This window comes from Thermosyntropha sp. (assembly GCF_017656155.1).
Classification (GTDB): domain Bacteria; phylum Bacillota; class Syntrophomonadia; order Syntrophomonadales; family Syntrophomonadaceae; genus Thermosyntropha.
The window spans coordinates 78,147-96,172 of record NZ_JACDOH010000001.1 but is presented as its reverse complement, the minus strand read 5'-3'; the positions used below and the strand labels follow the sequence as shown (position 1 = coordinate 96,172).

The following is an 18,026-nucleotide window of genomic DNA, read 5'->3' as shown; positions in this document are numbered from 1 at the left end:
AATATCCTCCCTCTTTTTTATAAAACTCAAAACTATCCTTCTGAATCTAAAGCCCTTTTAAACAAATAATTAAGCCTTTCTTCATCACCCTTTAAATACAGGTAGCCTAAAAGAGCTTCAAATCCTGTACTCATTTTATAATCACCCGGGTCAGAATGCTTGGGGGGAGTAGTTTTAGCATTTCTTCCCCGAATAACAATATCTTTTTCTTCATCAGTAAGCTCATCAAATATCTGTCTTATAACTTTAGCCTGGCTTTCCGCCTTAACTTTTTCCACTGTTGCATGATGAATATCTTTTACTTTGCGGTTGCCTTTGGCCACCACATGGGTTCTTACCATTAGTTCAAATACTGCATCACCAATGTAAGCCAAAACCACCGCTGAGTATTCCCGTAAAAGATTTTCATCTATGCTTTCATGAATCCGCAAATCTCCACCTTACTCCTTCCCTAGTATCTTCGATAATTATATTTTTCTCCTTAAGTTTATCTCTGATGTAATCTGCCTTTACATAATCTTTATTTTTCTTCAGCTCACTCCTAAGACCTAAAATTCGGGCCATTAAATCTTCAAAAGCCGGGGTGCCTTCTTTCTTCACCCTACTTTTTTCCGGAGTATCTTCAATAATTAAGCCCATCTCTTTAATAGAGTCACGCAGATAGTCTGCTAAAGCAAACTGTTTTTCTTTTCTCAGCATCTGCCGAACGTCAAGGATTATTTCAACTACATCATCAAAATATCTGTCTTCTTTTTTCTGATCTTCAATAAAAATACCCAATATATCTCCTAAGTTATTAAAAATTCGCAAAGCCTTTTCTACTCTTGCTCTATCTACTTTACTGCTCTTCTCCGCTTCTGCTATATAACTGTTAATTAAATGAGACATCTCAAAAAGATATCCTATCGCCCGAGCAGTATTGAAATCATCATCCATTGCCGCAACAAACTCATTTTCTTTATCTCTTATACTCTGTAAAAAGGAATCCTCATCCTCATTCAATAAAACTTCATTTTCCTCTCCATAGATAAACTCCTCTGCCAGCAAGCGGGTATTTTTAAGGCGTGATAAAGCCTTTTTAGCCTCTTCTAATTTGCTGTCATCAAAATCTAAAGGACTGCGGTAATGTACGCTTATCAAATAAAAGCGTACCACATCAGGAGCAAATTTTTCCAGTATTTCGCGCAAAATAAAGAAATTTCCCAAGGACTTAGACATCTTTTCATCATTTACCGTAATAAAACCATTATGCATCCAGTAGCGGACAAAAGGCTTTCCAGTCAAAGCTTCAGCTTGAGCCAGTTCATTTTCATGATGGGGAAAAATAAGGTCATTTCCTCCACCATGAATATCAATAGTTTCTCCCAAATACTTAATAGACATTACAGAACATTCAATATGCCAGCCGGGTCTTCCTTTTCCCCATGGACTTTCCCAGTAAGGCTCGCCCGGCTTGGCCGCTTTCCACAAAGCAAAATCTGCTGGGTCTTCTTTGCGCTCATCTACTTCTATCCTGGCTCCTGAAAGCATTTCTTCAAGACTTCGTCCGGAAAGTTTCCCGTATTCAGGGAAAGCCTTCACCCGGTAATAAACATCACCATCTACCACATAAGCAAAGCCTTTAGCAATAAGCCTTTCAATAGCCTTTATGATGTCATCCATGTGTTCGCTTACTTTAGGGTGGACATCAGCTCTTCTTACTCCCAGCCTGTCCGCGTCTTTAAAATACTCTTCTATATATCTGGCCGCTAATTTCAGAGGATCTTCCCCTTCTTCTTTAGCCCGATTTATAATTTTATCATCAACATCGGTAAAATTTTGAACATACTTAACCTTATAACCTCGATACTCCAGATATTTCCTTACCGTATCAAAAAAAACTATGGGGCGGGCATTCCCCAAATGAATCAGATTATAAGTGGTAGGCCCGCACACATACATCTTTATATCAGGCGGATTTAGCGGAATCAGTTCTTCCTTTTGCCGACTTTGCGTGTTGTAAATCTGCATTTAATAAAGCCTCCTCTTCATATCTGGCTAATCTTCTTTCTAATTCAGCAATCTTAGCCTGCATGGCACTCAAAGTTTCTTCTATCGGATCAGGCAACATATGATGTTCCAAATCAATTTCCACTTTGCTGTTTTCAACCTTAACCCCATCCCGGATTACAATTCTTCCCGGAACACCTACTACCGTGCAGTTTGGGGGAACACTCTTTAAAACTACTGATCCTGCACCTATCTTAACATTATCCCCTACGGTAAAAGACCCCAAAACTTTCGCTCCTGCACTTATTGTAACATTATTTCCAATAGTAGGATGCCTTTTTCCCTTTTCTTTGCCGGTACCTCCTAGGGTAACTCCCTGATATATAGTAACATTATTCCCAATCTCCGTAGTTTCACCTATAACTACCCCACTTCCATGGTCGATAAAAAAACCTTTCCCTATCTTAGCTCCAGGATGTATTTCAATTCCGGTAAGAAATCGGCTTATATGAGATATTAAACGGGCAATAAAGTAAAGTTTTCTCTGATAGAAAAAATGGGCTATCCTATGAAATATAACTGCATGAAAACCGGGATAGCAGAAAATTATCTCCCACACACTCTTAGCAGCCGGATCTCTATCGAAAATAACCTGAATTTCTTCTCTTAAAAGCCTGAAAAATCTAAGCATAAACTTTCCTCCTTATTTCTTTATTCTTCAGATAAAATCATCTTCTTTCAGGCTACACCCCATATACATCACCCCTTTATAATTCAAAAAGCCTTTCGCCCCATAAGAGACGAAAGGCCACTAGGCTTTCCGCGGTTCCACTCTTGTTAGATGCTTCCAAAAAGCATCTCCCTCAAGCTAAATATAACGGTTTAAACCGGATATGCCTACTTAAATTTCGGCATACCTGCTCCCGGGCGCACTTTCAACAGCTTCATACTGGAAAAGGCTCTCAGCCGGTGACCTTTTCTCTCTGTCAGCGATCGCTGCCTACTCTTCCCGTTCTTTGCATTTATTAATTATATCATTGTGTTTTAATTTTATACAGGTCAGGCTTAACCTGTCAATCTACATAATTTTTATTTTAAAAATCCATTCTTTTATATTCCTAACATCTTATCCTTCGTTACATTTATCCTTCTCTCTACCTCATCTTTTCCCCATATACTTATAAGATAAGGCAGATCGGGGCCATGGGTTTTTCCTGTTAAAGCACAGCGCAGAGGCATAAAAACATTTTTAGGTTTAAGCTTTAATTTCTTGGTTATGCTTTTAAGATGCTGCTTAATTTCCCCTACCTCTTCAGTTTCCGGATACCCATTTATAAACTCGTCTAAAACCTCACGGACTCCTTCGCCTCTTAAAATCTCCAAGGCTCCTTCTTCATATTCTATATCTTCAAAAACTAAAGATGCATGTTCCACAATATCGCTTAAACAAACCAGATAATCACGCAAGGCCAAAACTAAAAGCTCATATTTTTCAGGACTCAATTCAGCCACCTTTGCACTGTACGCCGATTTATCAAGATAAGGCTTAAGAAGATCTTTAAGGCTATCTAAGTCAAGCATCTTTATATGCTGCTGGTTTATATGGTTAAGCTTATCCAAATCAAAAACTGCCGGGCTTTTAGATACCCTTTCCAACGAAAAAGCTTTATTTATGGCTTCCGGAATAAGTATCTCTTCTTCTCCTTCCGGAGACCAGCCTAAAAGTGCTAAAAAGTTATACATGGCCTGCGGCAGATAACCCTTTTCCCGGTACTGAATAAGCGAAGTAGCCCCATGTCTCTTGCTCATCTTCTGCCGGTCGCTGCCTAATATAAGCGATATATGTGCAAATTCCGGAACTTTGAAATTCAAAGCTTCATAAAGCATAAGTTGGCGCGGAGTGTTGGATAAATGCTCTTCAGCTCTTATCACATGAGTTATTCCCATCAGGGCATCATCAATCACTACCGCGAAATTATAAGTCGGTATTCCGTCAGATTTTACAATAATAAAGTCGCCGATATTGTTGGTTTCAAAGGCAACTTTTCCTCTTACCAGGTCATTTACCACATAGACCTTATTCTCCGGCACCTTAAACCTTATAACCGGCTTAATCCCCTGCCTCTTTTTTTCTTCCCTTTCTTCTGGTGTAAGATATCGGCACTTGCCAGAATAGCGCACCATTTCTCCTTTAGCCAAAAACTCCTGCCGCTCTTTTTCCAGCTCTTCTTCACTGCAGAAACACTCATAAGCTAAACCTTTTTCTAAAAGCTTTTCAACATACTCCCGGTATATATCAAGTCGTTCGGTTTGCCGGTAAGGACCATTATCTCCTCCAACATCTACCCCTTCCGTCCAGCTTATGCCCAGCCAACGAAGTGATTCAATAATCTCCTCTTCATACTCCCGCTTTGACCTCTCAAGGTCAGTATCTTCTATCCTTAAAACCATCTCTCCATTATTGCTTACCGCAAATAAATAATTAAAAAGAGCAGAACGGGCTCCCCCTATATGTAAAGGTCCAGTAGGACTGGGAGCAAACCTGACTTTAATCTTCTTCATAATATAATGTCCCTCCCTTAAACATCTGGTAATTATATCATCCTCAAAATGATATATACAAGCCCTTAACTTAAAGCTTCTTTGATGCTCATAATAATATTTTTTAAAAATTCAATTATTCTTTGCAAGAAACTCTTAGTTTCCCCTGTTAACCCTTTTATGTCTTTTAAATTGCGGTCTAATAACTTAAGCTGCTGTCCTATGTCATTAATGCTTATATCAAGCCTCTGCAATCTAATCATAAGCTGGGTTATTCGGTCAATATCAGCCTCAGATAAATTTATATTCAAATTACCGCTGACCTCTATTATTATCCGCTTTATTTCTTCCGGTTCAGAAATATTCTTGTCTAAAACCCTCTTTTTTATCTCAAACACAAGCTTTTCAGCATTATCCTTGCCAATTTTTTCTCCCAACCGGGAAGTCTCGGCTGCTTCCTTTGCCGCCGTCTTTTTAGCTTCAGGAGAAAGTTTTTCCCCTTTGGCAGTTTCAAACGCTTTCATTATTCCTGCTAAAGCAGCAGTTCCCGAAACAGGAAAAGGAGCAGCGACAATTACCCTAGAGTCTTCTATCCCCGCAGTAGCTAAAGCGTTGGCATACATAAAAGGAGTAATTGAGGTTATATTTTCAGTCTTAACCTCAATTCCATTGCTCTTTTCCATAACTTCAACATAAGCGGAAGAAATCGCTCTACTACCGATAAGGCTTTCATCAACCACACCGGCTAAAAGCTGCCTTTCCTCTACATTGCTTACCGTTATTATTTTTACATCCTTTAAATCTCTAAACTTTGAAAAAACATCTAAAACCTGCCTCTTCTGGCTCTCTGTCAGATTCTCTCCTAAAGTAACTACTATCCCTTCAGCATTTCCGCCGGCGTTAATAACCGCTTTATCTTCATTAAACCACAATATGCTCAAACTTAAAATAAGAAGAAAAGTAATTAAAGCCAGTTTCTCCTTCATATTAAAGCTCCTCCTGCTTTTTTCTTATTCTTCCCCAGGAAGAGCAAAATATTAAACTTTTAAAACTTACTGCCCGATAAGAGCAACAGCTTGAGCGGAAATACCTTCTTTTTGCCCTTCAAAGCCTAAACCTTCGGTAGTTGTAGCTTTTACACTAATTCTGGAAAGGTCAAGGTTTAAGGCATCAGCAATGTTTTCCCGCATTTTTGGTATGTAGGAAGCCAGTTTAGGCTCCTGTGCCACTATTGTGCTATCAATATTAATTATTTTAAATCCTCCCTTGCTCAACTTATCACCCACAGCTTTAAGCAGGACAAGGCTGTCTATTCCTTTATATCTTTCATCTGTATCAGGAAAATGTTTGCCTATATCCCCTAGGCCAGCTGCCCCTAGCAAAGCATCGCAAACAGCATGCAAAAGAACATCCGCATCCGAATGTCCTAAAAGCCCTTTACTGTAAGGTATCTCCACTCCGCCTAATATAAGCTTCCTTCCTTCTACAAGCTTATGTACATCATATCCGCTTCCTACCCGCATATAACAAACAGCCCCGTTATATTCCCCCTTTTTTTCTTCCAAAAATCTTTGCGCTATAATTATATCTTCAGGAGTAGTTATTTTTATATTTTTCTCATCTCCGGGAACAATCTTTACTTTGCCTACATACTTTTCATAAAGTGAAGCATCATCAGTTCCGTAAAAATTGTCTTTTCGCGCCTGAATATAAGCATAAAGAAGTTCTTTATATCTGAACACCTGGGGGGTTTGCACTGCTATAAGCTCTCCCCGGTTTAAGGTCTTAAAGGCAAAACTTTCTTCATCTATCATTTTAACTGTATCCTTAAGCCTTATTCCTGGAACAGCCGCTCCCCACCTTATAGCCTCGTAAACTAAATTTTCCAAGAGGTCAGACATAAAAAGGGGCCGTGCCCCGTCGTGCACGGCTACCAATTCGGTATCATCACTTAATTCCTTAAGCCCTAACTCTACCGTATCCTGTCTTTCTTTTCCGCCTTCTATTATTTTTTTAACCTTCCTAAACCCATATCTTTTCACTACATTTGTATAACAATAATCAACTTCATCAGGATGGGCAGCTATTAGTATTTCATCGACTATACCCATTTTTTCCAGGGTAAAAAGCGAATAAGCTAGAACCGGCTTCCCTTTCAAGAGCATATACTGTTTATTAATACTGCTCTTCATTCTGCTTCCTCTGCCTGCTGCCGCAACTATAACTTTCACATAATTATCCATATAAATTCACCTCTTCGGTTTCCCCTATTACATAATCTAATCCTTCAGATAAAGAATCTTCTTTCATCTTACGGGTAAAAATCATTCTGCCGGCAGCGGTTTGAAATACGCTGGTAACCACTACTTCAAGCTCATGCCCTATATCATACTGGGCATCTTCTACCACTACCATCGTTCCATCTTCTAGATAACCAACTCCCTGTCCTTCTTCTTTGCCTTCTTTAATAACAGTTATGTGCATGCTTTCTCCAGGATAAACTATAAGTTTTACCGCATTAGCCAGTTCGTTAATATTTAAAACCTTTATTCCCTGTAGTTCAGCTACCTTATTTAAGTTATAATCATTGGTTATTATAGCAGCATCAAGCCTTTTACAAAGCTGAATAAGCCTGGTATCCACATCTTTCTCCTCTTCAAAATCTGTCTCTATTATATCAATTTTTATCTTTTCATGTTTTTGCATTTTAGCTAAAAGATCAAGCCCTCTTCTTCCCTTATTTCTACGCACAGCATCAGAAGAATCTGCAATATGCTGCAGTTCAGCAATAACAAAAGTAGGAACCAAAAGAGTTCCATCAACAAAATTGGTCAAACACACATCGTAGATCCTGCCATCAATAATGGCGCTGGTATCTAATATTTTAAACATTTTATTATTCAATGTTTTTTGCTTGATATCGCCTGAAGGATAAAAAAGCTTTATTACATCATGTGCCCGTCTACTGCCAATTTTAAAACCTGTATAACCACTTAAAAGAAATACAAAAAGGGTAATATAATTTCCTATACCTTTAAAAAGCGAAAATGGGAAACTGCTTAAAATACCTACTATCCCTCCTAAAATAAGGCCGGCAGCTCCCCCTAAAATTACTTCTATCGATGTATTTTCCAAAATCTTATTTAATCTTTTTACTCCTTCTTTCATCCAGAGCAAAAACCTATTCATACCCACAAAAGATAAAATAAAAAACAAAGTTCCAGAAATCAGGAGTTCATATAATTCCAGCTTAAAAAACATTTTTAAAAAATAGGTTAAAAAACCAGTCATAATAAAAGTTACTAAAAACGCACCTTTTGATATAATTAACTTTTTTGTCATATTATTCACCTCCAATAATATTCTTCTATAAAAGATCAATAATTATACCAATTAATATGTAAATTATTCCACAAAATACAATTTTGTCCCCTGCCTTTATCCCAATCCTTAACGACACAAGATGACAGGATATTAAATTGACAAAGCCTGAAAACAAAGGCTATAATTATCTAAACTCAGGATTTAAGGAGGCAAGTCTCTTATGAAAGACTTGATTTGTGATGAATTTCAAAATGTTGTAGGTGAACTTTTGATACGGCACCGCAGCATATTGGATATAACTTCCAAATTATCCGAAGCCAGCAGCCGGGTAAACCGGGCAATTGCTAAAGCGGTAACTGAATGCGGCTGCATAAGTATTGAAGCCTCAAAAATGCAGATTCCAAAAGATATAGATTCAATAAAAGAACTTAAACAGTACTTAGACAGCCACGTTCGTGGCAAACTTTGTCCTAACTGTGAAGAAATAATAATTAACGAACTGGGTAAAATGCTCTTCTACTCCGCCGCCTTATGTAATACCCTCGATATAAGCCTTTATGATGTTTTCATCAAGGAATATAAAAAATCTTCCACCCTCGGCATTTTCAACATGACTTAAGGCATTATCCTTATTAAACAGAGATATTCCCTTCCAAATAAAAAGCATGCAGGCTTATTCTATAAACCTGCATGCTCTAATTCTTTATCTATAGCTCAACTATTCATATATATTTATATTCCAAAAAGAGCTGTTCCTGCATGCGTTTAAGTCCGTTCTTTATCGAGTGGGCTCTAACTTCGCCAATCCCCTCAACTTCATCTAATTCTTCTATGCTTGCCCGCATAACATTGCTTAAAAGTGCAAAGCGTTCTACCAGGTTATCTATAACTGAAGAAGGAATACGGGGAAGCTTTTGCAGCATACGATATCCACGCGGCGATACCTGCTGTTCCAGATGGCTGGCGGCAGTACCTAATGATAAAATCCGGGCAATAAACACGGAGTCGGATATATCTTCTTCAAATGCCCTCAGCATAGTATTCAAAAGCTCCTCCGGCGTTTTATCCAAAGTCCGGTTATAATCCTGTATTATATACAAAGCTTCCTCCCTTACGTTAGCAAGCATTTCATCAAGCTGCATTTTTACCAGGCGTCCTTCGCTTCCCAGCTCAGCAATGTAGTTTTCAATCTCTTCCCCAATATGCAAAACTTTTATTATACGGCGCAGAACTTCACATACTTCAGATACAGTAACTACATCTTCAAACTCCATTCCGCTCAAGCGCTGCAAATCTTTAAACATGACATTGCGGTATTTTTCTAAAGTTTGCAATGCCTGATTAGCTTTAACCAAAAGAGTAGATATATCTCTCAATCTGAATATAACTGTACCCTGATAAAGGGTTATAACCTTGCGCCTCTGGGAGACTGCCACCACCAGTTCCCCAGTCTGACGCGCTACCCTTTCCGCAGTTCTATGTCTTATTCCTGTTTCCTGCGAAGGCAAACTGGGATCAGGGTCGAGCTGGGCATTGGCAATGAGTATACGGGTAGCATCTCCATTCATTATAATAGCTCCATCCATCTTAGCCAGCTCATATAAACGAGCAGGAGTATACTCACAGTCTATTTTAAATCCTCCGCTTACCAATTTCATAAGCTCGGGTGAATTTCCCACTACAATAAGCCCGCCAGTGTTGGCCTGAAGAATATTTTCTACTCCAATCCTGAACAAACTCCCTGGAGCTAAAAGCTGTAGGGATTGTTTAAATTTGCCATGATAGATATCCTCCATCTACACCCATCCTTCCGCAAGCATTTCAATAAAATCATTTATCATTTTAACCTCTATTATTTCTATACCTGGACTCAACCCGTCTTTAAAATTCAACCCATACGGAACCACCGCTTTTTTATATCCTAATTTTTCAACCTCTTTAAGACGTGAATCTATAAAAGGAACATTTCTGATTATTCCTGATAAGCCGACTTCTCCAATAAAAACCATGTCTGAAGGAAGTGGCTTATCTTTATAGCTTGAAAATACAGCAGCTACAATACCTAAATCTACTGCCGGATCCTTAAGAAATACCCCTCCAGTTACCTTTAAATACACATCATATCCGGAAAGGATAAAACCAGTTCTTTTTTCCAAAACTGCAATGAGCAATGATAACCGGTTTTGATCAATACCTGAAGCCATTCTTCTAGCATAAGGCGGCATAGATGAGGTTACTAAAGCCTGGACTTCAACTAAAAAAGGTCTGCTCCCTTCAAAACTTACTGTTATTGCTGTTCCACTTAACGCAGCTTCTCTGGAGCTTAAAAAAAGCTGAGAAGGATTATTTACCTCAATCAATCCCTGGCCTGTCATCTCTAATATCCCTAGTTCATCTGTCGACCCAAAGCGGTTTTTTATCCCGCGCAACAATCTAAAAGCAAAATTTTTATCTCCTTCAAAATAAACAACTACATCCACCATATGTTCCAAAATTTTAGGTCCGGCAATAGCCCCTTCTTTAGTAACATGGCCGATTAAAAAGACACTTATATCCTTTTCCTTGGCTATCCCCATAATCTTCGCCGTGCACTCCCGCAGTTGGGATACGCTGCCCGGAATCGAAGAAAGGCTTTCCGAATAAACCGTCTGGATAGAATCTATTATTATAATTTTAGGTTTTATATCTTCAACATAATATTCTAATACTTCTATATTCTGCTCATTTAAAAGATATATATTTTCGTTATCTATGCCCATCCTCAAAGAGCGAAGGCGAATTTGCTTTAAAGACTCTTCTCCAGATAAATACAAAACCTTTTCGCCCTTTTTAGCCATATAATCAGAAACCTGCAAAAGCAAAGTAGACTTCCCTATCCCAGGATCCCCTCCTAGCAATATAAGAGATCCAGGCACTATACCGCCGCCTAAAACCCGGTCAAACTCTGTCATACCTGTGCTGAAACGGACTACTTCCTCTTTTCCTATCAAACTTAAGGGAACAGCTTCTGTTTTTATATTTTGCAGACTTTTAAAAACAGATTTTTCATTTTCTTCCTGCATTGTGTTCCAACTGCCGCACCCGGGACATCTTCCCATCCATTTAAGAGTTTCATAACCGCAATTTGCACATACAAAGCGGTTTATATTTTTAACCATAATTTTCCCCCGGAATATTATTACAATATCTGATTTCATTATTTAATTTAACATAAAATACCTTTTTTCTCCACTAATCGCAGAAAAAATCGGGGCAGTTTTCAAAAAATTTTATTATATGAAAACTACCCCACAAATCTTTATCCTTTCTTAACCACAATATTACCTTCCTCTGCATCAACCAGTATTCTATCTCCTGGAACTACCGTTTTCTTGAGTATTTCTTCGGCTATTGTATCTTCTACCATCTTCTGAATAGCACGCTTCAAAGGTCTTGCTCCAAACTGCGGGTCATATCCCGATTTCATAATTACTTCTTTGGCAGCTTCAGTTACTTCCAAGTCATAGCCGTTTTCAGCTATCCGTTCTTTTACATCCTTTAGCAGGAGATCAATAATCTGCCTCAGCTGTTCATCAGCAAGGCTCTTGAATACTATGATTTCATCTATCCGGTTAATAAATTCAGGTCTGAAAGTCTGTTTTAAGTGTTCCATAACCCTTTCTTTCATCTTGGCATAATTTTCTGCCTCATCATCGCCCTTGCTGAAACCTACCTTCTTGGCATTGCGTATAGATTCTGCACCCACATTGGAAGTCATTATAATTATAGTGTTCCGGAAATCTACGGTTCTGCCCTGACCGTCTGTCAGCCTTCCATCCTCTAATACCTGTAAAAGAACGTTAAATACTTCAGGATGAGCCTTTTCTATTTCATCCAAAAGAATTACTGAATAAGGCTTTCTCCTTACTTTTTCCGTAAGTTGCCCGCCTTCATCATATCCTACATAACCTGGCGGCGAACCTATCATGCGGGATACCGCATGTTTTTCCATATATTCAGACATATCAAGCCTTATTAAAGCATCTTCACTGCCAAACATCACCTCTGCCAAAGCACGTGCCAGTTCAGTTTTTCCTACTCCGGTAGGCCCAAGGAATATAAACGAAGCTATAGGCCGTTTTGGGTTTTTAAGACCGGCTCTAGCCCTTCTTACTGCTCTAGCCACTGATTTCACTGCTTCGTCCTGTCCTATAACCCTTTGATGCAGAACATCTTCCAAATGTACTAACCTTTCGGTCTCCTCTTCAGCCAGCTTGCTTACCGGAATACCAGTCCAATCGGATACAATCTTTGCTATATCTTCTTCTTCCAAAATTCTAAGCTCTTTATTACGCTGATTTACCCATTCTTTACGCCTGTTTTCAATTTCATCCCTTAGCTTTTGTTCTTCATCTCTAAGCTGGGCTGCCTTTTCATATTCCTGAGCATTAATAGCCTCTTCTTTTTCTTTTATAATCTCTTCTAATTTAGCCTCCAATTCTTTCAAATCATCAGGTAAAACATAATTGGCAAGCCTCAGCTTGGAAGCCCCTTCATCAATCAGGTCTATAGCCTTATCAGGCAGAAATCTGTCAGTAATATAACGGGCTGAAAGCTTTACGGCTGTTTCAATGGCCTTATCGCTTATTTTAATCCCGTGATGAGCTTCATAGCGATCGCGCAGACCTTTTAAAATTTCAATGCTTTCCTCAATGCTAGGCTCATCTACCAATATCGGCTGGAACCTGCGTTCTAAGGCAGCATCCTTTTCTATGTGTTTACGATATTCATCCAGAGTAGTTGCTCCTACACATTGAAATTCTCCTCTAGCCAGTGAAGGCTTTAAAATATTGGCTGCATCTATAGCACCTTCAGCAGCACCTGCTCCTACAATAGTGTGAAGTTCATCGATGAAAACAATAATATCACCGGCAGACTTAATTTCATTTACAATTTTTGTCAAGCGATCCTCAAATTCGCCACGATACTTGGTTCCTGCTATCATAGCAGACAAGTCAAGAGCAACCACCCGTTTATTGCTTAAAATTTCTGGCACTCTGTTTTCTACAATCCGCTGAGCCAAACCTTCGACAATAGCCGTTTTACCTACCCCTGGATCTCCAATTAAAACCGGATTATTTTTAGTTCTCCTTGACAATACCTGGATTACCCTTTCAATTTCTTTTTCCCTTCCTATAACCGGGTCTAATCGTCCTTCCAAAGCATCCTGAGTCAGATCACGGCTGAAATTGTCCAAAACAGGTGTTTTGCTTTTAGCCTTTCTTTTTACTGATTGCGGATTAATCTGGTTGATCACTGGCTCCTGATAAATGGGGGGATTACCTATATTAAGGCCAGCCTCTCCTCCCAAAAGAAGCATAACCTGTTCTCTTACTTCATCCAGCTTTACCCCCATAGACATTAAAACTTGGCCTGCTACTCCTTCTTCCTCTCTTAAAAGGGCAAGCAGAAGATGCTCAGTTCCCACATAATTTACCCCCTGCAACCTTGCTTCATCAAAAGCCAGGTTGAAAACCTTCTTAGCCCTTGGAGTTATTGGGAGATCCCCTTCCGGTTTTTCAACTTCTCCTCTTTGACCAACAACCTTTATTACTTCCTGTCTTACTTTTCCCAAGTCAATTCCTAAACTGGTAAGGGCTCTTGCTCCTATTCCTTCTCCTTCCCGTAAAAGCCCTAAAAGAATATGTTCAGTCCCTATTGCAGGATGACCTAAACTTCTAGCTTCTTCCTGGGCGTACATAACTGCACTTCTAGCCCTTTGTGTAAATCTTCTAAACATACACATCAACCTCCTTTTCAATTTAATTTTTAATGGCTGGCAAGCTTTTCTTTGATAACTTCAGCCCTCTTTACATCCCGTTCAAAAGGTTCCATTTCTTTGCCTGCTTTTTTCTGAAGATGAGCAGGCCTTATAGCCACAATCAATTCATTCAAGGCAAAAGGTTTCAAATTCTTAATGAGACCTAAGTCTACCCCCCACCTTACATCAGACAGATGCATTAAAGCTTCGTTAGAAGTTATAACCCGGGCATTGGTAAGTATTCCATAGGCTCTACCTATTCTGTCTTCCAACTGATAGGGCATTTCCCTTAAGAGCTTTTGGCGGGTTATTCTTTCCTGCTCTATTATTTGTCCTGCTATGCTGGTTAAATTATTTATAATATCTTCTTCGGTCTGTCCTAAAGTAATCTGATTGGACAACTGATAAAAATTGCCTACTGTATCAGTATTCTCTCCGTACAATCCTCGGACTGTCATGCCCAGCTGGCTAACATTCTGGAAAATACGGCTGGTCTGTCCACTCAAGGATAAAGCCGGAAGATGAAGCATAACAGAGGCTCTCATTCCAGTTCCTACATTAGTCGGACAGGAAGTTAAATAACCCCTTCTTTCGTCAAAAGCAAAATCCAAACTTTTTTCCAATTCATCATCTATAAGTTGAATGCGATTGTAGCATTCCATAAGCCTTAGCCCTGGAAGAAAACACTGCATACGCAGATGGTCTTCTTCATTTATCATCACGGCTAAAGACCCGTCATTATTTACCATAATCCCTTTAAATCTCGCATTAGATTCACTATGTTCCGGACTTATGAGGTGTTTTTCCATCAATATCTTGCGGTCTAAAATAGAAAGTTGATCAAAAGTTACCAGATCCATTCTGTTAAGCTCACTGCTGGTACTTTTCTTCCAGGCTTTTCTTATCTCATCAACTACTTTAGAACCTGTTTCATCATTAAGCATATGGGGAAAAGGTATCATACTCAGGTTGCGGGCAAGTCTTACCCGGCTGCTTACAACTATATCTGAATCGGCGCCTTTATCCGCATCCATCCAGGCAACAAAACTCTGATTCAAAAGATCACTTACCCCCATAAAGACACCTCCTTACTCCATTTCTTTCTCCAGCCTCTTAATTTCATCCCTTATTTCAGCAGCTTTTTCATATTCTTCCCGGGCAACCGCTCGCTGCAATCTGTTTTTAAGCTCTTCAATTTTCTTCTTTAACATAACCTTTCCTCCACCGCGGCGGGGAACCTTTCCGATATGCTGGCTGTTTCCATGCACCCTTCTTAAAGTAGGTTCAAGTTCCCTCTCAAAAGTAAAATAACATTCAGAACATCCAAGTTTTCCAGTCTGTCTTATTCTTTCAAAATCCATACCGCAGTTTGGGCAGCTTACACTGCTTACCGCAGGCGAACTTATCCCTTGCACGTTATACACATTGCTGAATAATGTTCCCAAAAGATTAGGTATAGAAAAACCAGTATCTGCACTGTTAAACACAGATGCCCCTTTTTTAGCTGCACATTGCTCGCAGAGATGCATCTGTATCATCTGTCCGTTTATGATCTGGGTTAAATGCACCGTAGCAGGTCTTATTTTGCATTCATCACAGTACATATAAATCCTCCTTTCACGAAAACTCACATTAAATAATCCTTCAAGGCTTCTTCTATAGCCTTAAAAATTCGGCTTCTCTCTTCAGAAGGCCACTCCTTAAAAGCATATACTGCCAGATGTTTCAACATTTCATTTTCCCGGCGGCTTATTATCTGTTCATCCTTTATTCTATCTAGAAAATCAAACAGGTTATTGCGGCTCATCTGGGCTAACGGATCATCATTATCAAGGCGGGTAATTTTTACATATCCCTTGCCCCCTCTTCTGCTTTCAGTTAAATACCCACTCTTTTCATTAAACCTGGTGCTTATAACATAAGTCACCTGAGAAGGGACACAACAAAATGTTTCCGCAAGCTCTGCCCTTTGAATTTCTATTTGCCTGTTTTCACTGCGTTCAATCAAAACCTTCAAATATTCTTCGATTTTATCTGCCAAACTTTTTTTCATGCTCATCCCTCTCTTGACTTTGTTTGACCTTTCTTTTTTATATTATAGTCAACAAAAGTCAAATTGCAATATTCTTTTTCAAAATTATTATTTACTTTCCCAACTCCACATATAACTATCAGATATTTTAAAATTTCCAAAAATTAAAGGGGATAGTTTTCACTGATAAAACTATCCCCTGCTCTTTTATTTTTCCCATTTGATAGTAATAACACTGTTGTCAAATATAGGAGTAGTAAAACCGGCTGGCTCGCCATCTACCTGCATTACCAGCTTGCCTGAGCTTACCGGCTCAATTTCTATAACTTTAAATATGTCGCTTAATATAGCTCCACTTTTGTCCTTTTCAATTTCTATTCTCATATCTTCCAAAAGTTCCATATCAGGATCTGCTTTTTCTCCATTAACCTTTATTTCTCTAGGTCTGCTGTTCAAAGTTATCTCTTGTCCGTTAACCACAACCTTAATTTTATTAATCTGTCCATCTTTAAGTATATCGCGAAGCCTGGGACGTAAACGTCCGTATTCACATTGAATTTCTGCTCCTCTGTAAACCGTGTCACTTAAGGAAACCGGCTTCCCTTCCATCTTTACCTTTAACGGAAGCCACCTTAAAAACATCTCCTGCCCATTAAAATAATACCTGTAAACTTTCTCTTCCATATATTCAGAGGGAATCCCTGCTGAAACCAAGACATCCTTTACCGCATCCATCCTCTTAATTAAAACCTTTGCCCGATCCGGGACCTCATCATCCAACCCAGCAGGTAGCCCGTTTATCTCTATATTAAGACCAATCTCTACTGATTCTCCATTTACTATAACATAATCGCTTTCCCCTGCATTAATTAAATCTTTTACCACAACTTTGGCTTCCCTGCCTTCCTTTCCAGGAATAAATTCTATTACATCACCATCCTTTAACATGGTTTCTAAAGAAGCATCTTCTCCATTCACTTTGATAACCGGAGGAGTACCTACTTCTCCCTTCAGAACTCGAATACTGCCATTTATCTCTATAGTCTTGCCTAACCCTGGTCGTCCATAAATATTTCCCAAAGGCAGCCCTGAGCTCAAGAGCGCTTTGCTTACACTGATTTCTCCTATATTCCACAAAACTATCTCTCGTCCATTAATAGTTACCTTCATAAAAGGCATCGGAGGACTTGTCAAAGAATAATAAGCAATCCCCAGCGGCGTCCCTCCCTGCGGTCCTTTAAGATAGTCAGCTTTAAAATCAAAGTGAGCAAATTTATCCGGCGTTCTTATCCCTACCCGGTTTAAGGGCAGATTAAGCTCCTTTGCTATATTTTCAGTCAAAGTAGGAGTCAAACTTCCCCCTCCGATAAGAATTACCGCATCAGGAGCTTTCTGGTTCAAAGTCGTGATATAGCCAGCTATATGTTGTGAAAGCTCTTTTATAACCGGTTCCATAACCTTTATTGCTTCATCGCGCATTATCAAAGTCTCATTGCCTAAAACATCCGTTATCCTAACTTCTTCTTTTTCCCTCAGCTGTCTTTTAAAAGCTTCCGCTTCATCAAAGTCCAGCAGATAGTGAGAAGCCAAGCTTTCAGTAAGTTCATCCCCCCCTATAGGAACCATCGCATAAGCTACAATGTCACCATTTCTTACTATTGCAATATCTGAAGTGCCTGCCCCGATATCCACCAGGGCTAGATTCAAAAGACGCATATTAGGCGGTATAGTAACAGACAAAGCCGCAATAGGTTCCAAGGTAAGACTTAAAATATCAAGCTCAGCTCTCTTTAAAGCAGAAAGAAGGCTGTCTACCACTACTCGAGGCAAAAAAGTAGCAATAACCGATGCTTTTATATGCGATCCCCTCTGTCCAACCAGACTTAAAATCTTTTGTCCATCAAGTTCATAATAAACAACACTGTAACCTACACAGAAATAATCGGCCTTTTCCTGACCCTGATTATTACCCTGCATCAGTTTTAACTGGGCTTCCTGAACTGCTTCAATCTCTAAAGCCTGGACTTCTTCCACTGTAATTTCATCTAACATAACCCTCTTCTTTTGCTTTTCCCCCATAACCGTCCTGAGCGACCTTCCGGCTGCTGCCACAGCTGCTTTTTCAAGCCTGATATTATTTCTCTCCTCTAATCCCTTCTTTATTTCCTTTATTACTGCAGCTACCGCTTCCACATCATGTATCTGCCCATCTAACATAGCTCTAGTCCTATGCTCTATCATTTCACTGTCTAAAACCACAAACCTGTCGTCAACCTTTTGCATAATAAGACCTACAATCTTTCGCGTGCCGATATCCAGAGCAAAAACTGCATTTTCCAT

Annotated in this window: 15 protein-coding genes and 1 other annotated feature; of the genes, 1 reads left to right on the top strand and 14 read right to left on the bottom strand. The window is 39.2% G+C overall.

Going from position 1 to position 18,026, the window contains the following annotated elements; genetic code table 11:
• Positions 1-32: 32 nt before the first annotated feature.
• The 7 genes from H0Z36_RS00430 to H0Z36_RS00400 all read right to left on the bottom strand — a co-directional run bounded on the left by H0Z36_RS00430 (position 33) and on the right by H0Z36_RS00400 (position 7,872).
• Positions 33-431 (bottom strand): ribonuclease III domain-containing protein, encoded by a 399-nt coding sequence (locus H0Z36_RS00430; RefSeq protein ID WP_296862831.1) that lies wholly within the window; start codon positions 429-431, stop codon positions 33-35.
• Entirely contained in the window at positions 418-2,010 is a 1,593-nt protein-coding gene (gene cysS / locus H0Z36_RS00425) for a cysteine--tRNA ligase (RefSeq protein WP_296862829.1), read from the bottom strand. The genes H0Z36_RS00430 and cysS overlap by 14 nt, the downstream gene beginning before the upstream one ends.
• Entirely contained in the window at positions 1,949-2,680 is a 732-nt protein-coding gene (gene cysE / locus H0Z36_RS00420) for a serine O-acetyltransferase (RefSeq protein WP_296862827.1), read from the bottom strand. The genes cysS and cysE overlap by 62 nt, the downstream gene beginning before the upstream one ends.
• A 102-nt stretch (positions 2,681-2,782) precedes the next feature.
• Positions 2,783-3,015: a binding site (T-box leader), on the bottom strand.
• An 84-nt stretch (positions 3,016-3,099) separates the two neighbouring features.
• Positions 3,100-4,551, bottom strand: a complete 1,452-nt coding sequence (gene gltX / locus H0Z36_RS00415; protein WP_296862825.1) for a glutamate--tRNA ligase — start codon at positions 4,549-4,551, stop codon at positions 3,100-3,102.
• Between the two features lie 65 nt (positions 4,552-4,616).
• Entirely contained in the window at positions 4,617-5,516 is a 900-nt protein-coding gene (locus H0Z36_RS00410) for a DUF1002 domain-containing protein (RefSeq protein ID WP_296862824.1), read from the bottom strand.
• Positions 5,517-5,582: 66 nt separating this feature from the next.
• The gene (gene ispF, locus H0Z36_RS00405) at positions 5,583-6,773 is read right to left on the bottom strand and encodes a 2-C-methyl-D-erythritol 2,4-cyclodiphosphate synthase (protein ID WP_296862822.1); all 1,191 of its coding nucleotides are present in this window, start codon (positions 6,771-6,773) and stop codon (positions 5,583-5,585) included.
• Entirely contained in the window at positions 6,766-7,872 is a 1,107-nt protein-coding gene (locus H0Z36_RS00400) for a PIN domain-containing protein (RefSeq protein WP_296862820.1), read from the bottom strand. The genes ispF and H0Z36_RS00400 overlap by 8 nt, the downstream gene beginning before the upstream one ends.
• Before the next feature lie 202 nt (positions 7,873-8,074).
• Here H0Z36_RS00400 and H0Z36_RS00395 point away from each other — a divergent pair, with 202 nt between their 5' ends.
• Positions 8,075-8,473 (top strand): DUF1573 domain-containing protein, encoded by a 399-nt coding sequence (locus H0Z36_RS00395; protein ID WP_296862818.1) that lies wholly within the window; start codon positions 8,075-8,077, stop codon positions 8,471-8,473.
• A 103-nt stretch (positions 8,474-8,576) separates the two neighbouring features.
• On the opposite strand, the gene disA is transcribed toward H0Z36_RS00395, so the two are convergent.
• The 7 genes from disA to pilM all read right to left on the bottom strand — a co-directional run bounded on the left by disA (position 8,577) and on the right by pilM (position 18,026).
• A complete protein-coding gene (disA, locus tag H0Z36_RS00390; protein ID WP_296862816.1) occupies positions 8,577-9,650 on the bottom strand; it encodes a DNA integrity scanning diadenylate cyclase DisA in 1,074 nt (357 codons plus the stop codon).
• Positions 9,651-11,012, bottom strand: a complete 1,362-nt coding sequence (radA, locus tag H0Z36_RS00385; RefSeq protein ID WP_296862814.1) for a DNA repair protein RadA — start codon at positions 11,010-11,012, stop codon at positions 9,651-9,653.
• Positions 11,013-11,152: 140 nt separating this feature from the next.
• Positions 11,153-13,633, bottom strand: a complete 2,481-nt coding sequence (locus H0Z36_RS00380; RefSeq protein ID WP_296862812.1) for an ATP-dependent Clp protease ATP-binding subunit — start codon at positions 13,631-13,633, stop codon at positions 11,153-11,155.
• 29 nt (positions 13,634-13,662) lie between these two features.
• Positions 13,663-14,730, bottom strand: a complete 1,068-nt coding sequence (locus H0Z36_RS00375; RefSeq protein ID WP_296862811.1) for a protein arginine kinase — start codon at positions 14,728-14,730, stop codon at positions 13,663-13,665.
• 12 nt (positions 14,731-14,742) lie between these two features.
• The gene (locus tag H0Z36_RS00370) at positions 14,743-15,258 is read right to left on the bottom strand and encodes a UvrB/UvrC motif-containing protein (protein ID WP_296862808.1); all 516 of its coding nucleotides are present in this window, start codon (positions 15,256-15,258) and stop codon (positions 14,743-14,745) included.
• 23 nt (positions 15,259-15,281) lie between these two features.
• Positions 15,282-15,707: a CtsR family transcriptional regulator gene (locus H0Z36_RS00365; RefSeq protein WP_296862806.1), complete on the bottom strand. Its 426-nt coding sequence runs from the start codon at positions 15,705-15,707 to the stop codon at positions 15,282-15,284.
• A gap of 186 nt (positions 15,708-15,893) precedes the next feature.
• Positions 15,894-18,026 carry a pilus assembly protein PilM gene (gene pilM, locus H0Z36_RS00360; RefSeq protein WP_296862804.1) on the bottom strand — a complete coding sequence of 711 codons (2,133 nt, stop codon included), beginning with the start codon at positions 18,024-18,026 and terminating at the stop codon, positions 15,894-15,896.

Coding starts and splice junctions, on each gene's coding strand:
- cysS (WP_296862829.1), bottom strand. CDS start 2,010: ATGCAGATTTACAACACGCAAAGTCGGCAAAAGGAAGAACTGATTCCG.
- cysE (WP_296862827.1), bottom strand. CDS start 2,680: ATGCTTAGATTTTTCAGGCTTTTAAGAGAAGAAATTCAGGTTATTTTC.
- gltX (WP_296862825.1), bottom strand. CDS start 4,551: ATGAAGAAGATTAAAGTCAGGTTTGCTCCCAGTCCTACTGGACCTTTA.
- H0Z36_RS00410 (WP_296862824.1), bottom strand. CDS start 5,516: ATGAAGGAGAAACTGGCTTTAATTACTTTTCTTCTTATTTTAAGTTTG.
- ispF (WP_296862822.1), bottom strand. CDS start 6,773: ATGGATAATTATGTGAAAGTTATAGTTGCGGCAGCAGGCAGAGGAAGC.
- H0Z36_RS00400 (WP_296862820.1), bottom strand. CDS start 7,872: ATGACAAAAAAGTTAATTATATCAAAAGGTGCGTTTTTAGTAACTTTT.
- H0Z36_RS00395 (WP_296862818.1), top strand. CDS start 8,075: ATGAAAGACTTGATTTGTGATGAATTTCAAAATGTTGTAGGTGAACTT.
- disA (WP_296862816.1), bottom strand. CDS start 9,650: ATGGAGGATATCTATCATGGCAAATTTAAACAATCCCTACAGCTTTTA.
- radA (WP_296862814.1), bottom strand. CDS start 11,012: ATGGTTAAAAATATAAACCGCTTTGTATGTGCAAATTGCGGTTATGAA.
- H0Z36_RS00380 (WP_296862812.1), bottom strand. CDS start 13,633: ATGTTTAGAAGATTTACACAAAGGGCTAGAAGTGCAGTTATGTACGCC.
- H0Z36_RS00375 (WP_296862811.1), bottom strand. CDS start 14,730: ATGGGGGTAAGTGATCTTTTGAATCAGAGTTTTGTTGCCTGGATGGAT.
- H0Z36_RS00370 (WP_296862808.1), bottom strand. CDS start 15,258: ATGTACTGTGATGAATGCAAAATAAGACCTGCTACGGTGCATTTAACC.
- H0Z36_RS00365 (WP_296862806.1), bottom strand. CDS start 15,707: ATGAAAAAAAGTTTGGCAGATAAAATCGAAGAATATTTGAAGGTTTTG.
- pilM (WP_296862804.1), bottom strand. CDS start 18,026: ATGGAAAATGCAGTTTTTGCTCTGGATATCGGCACGCGAAAGATTGTA.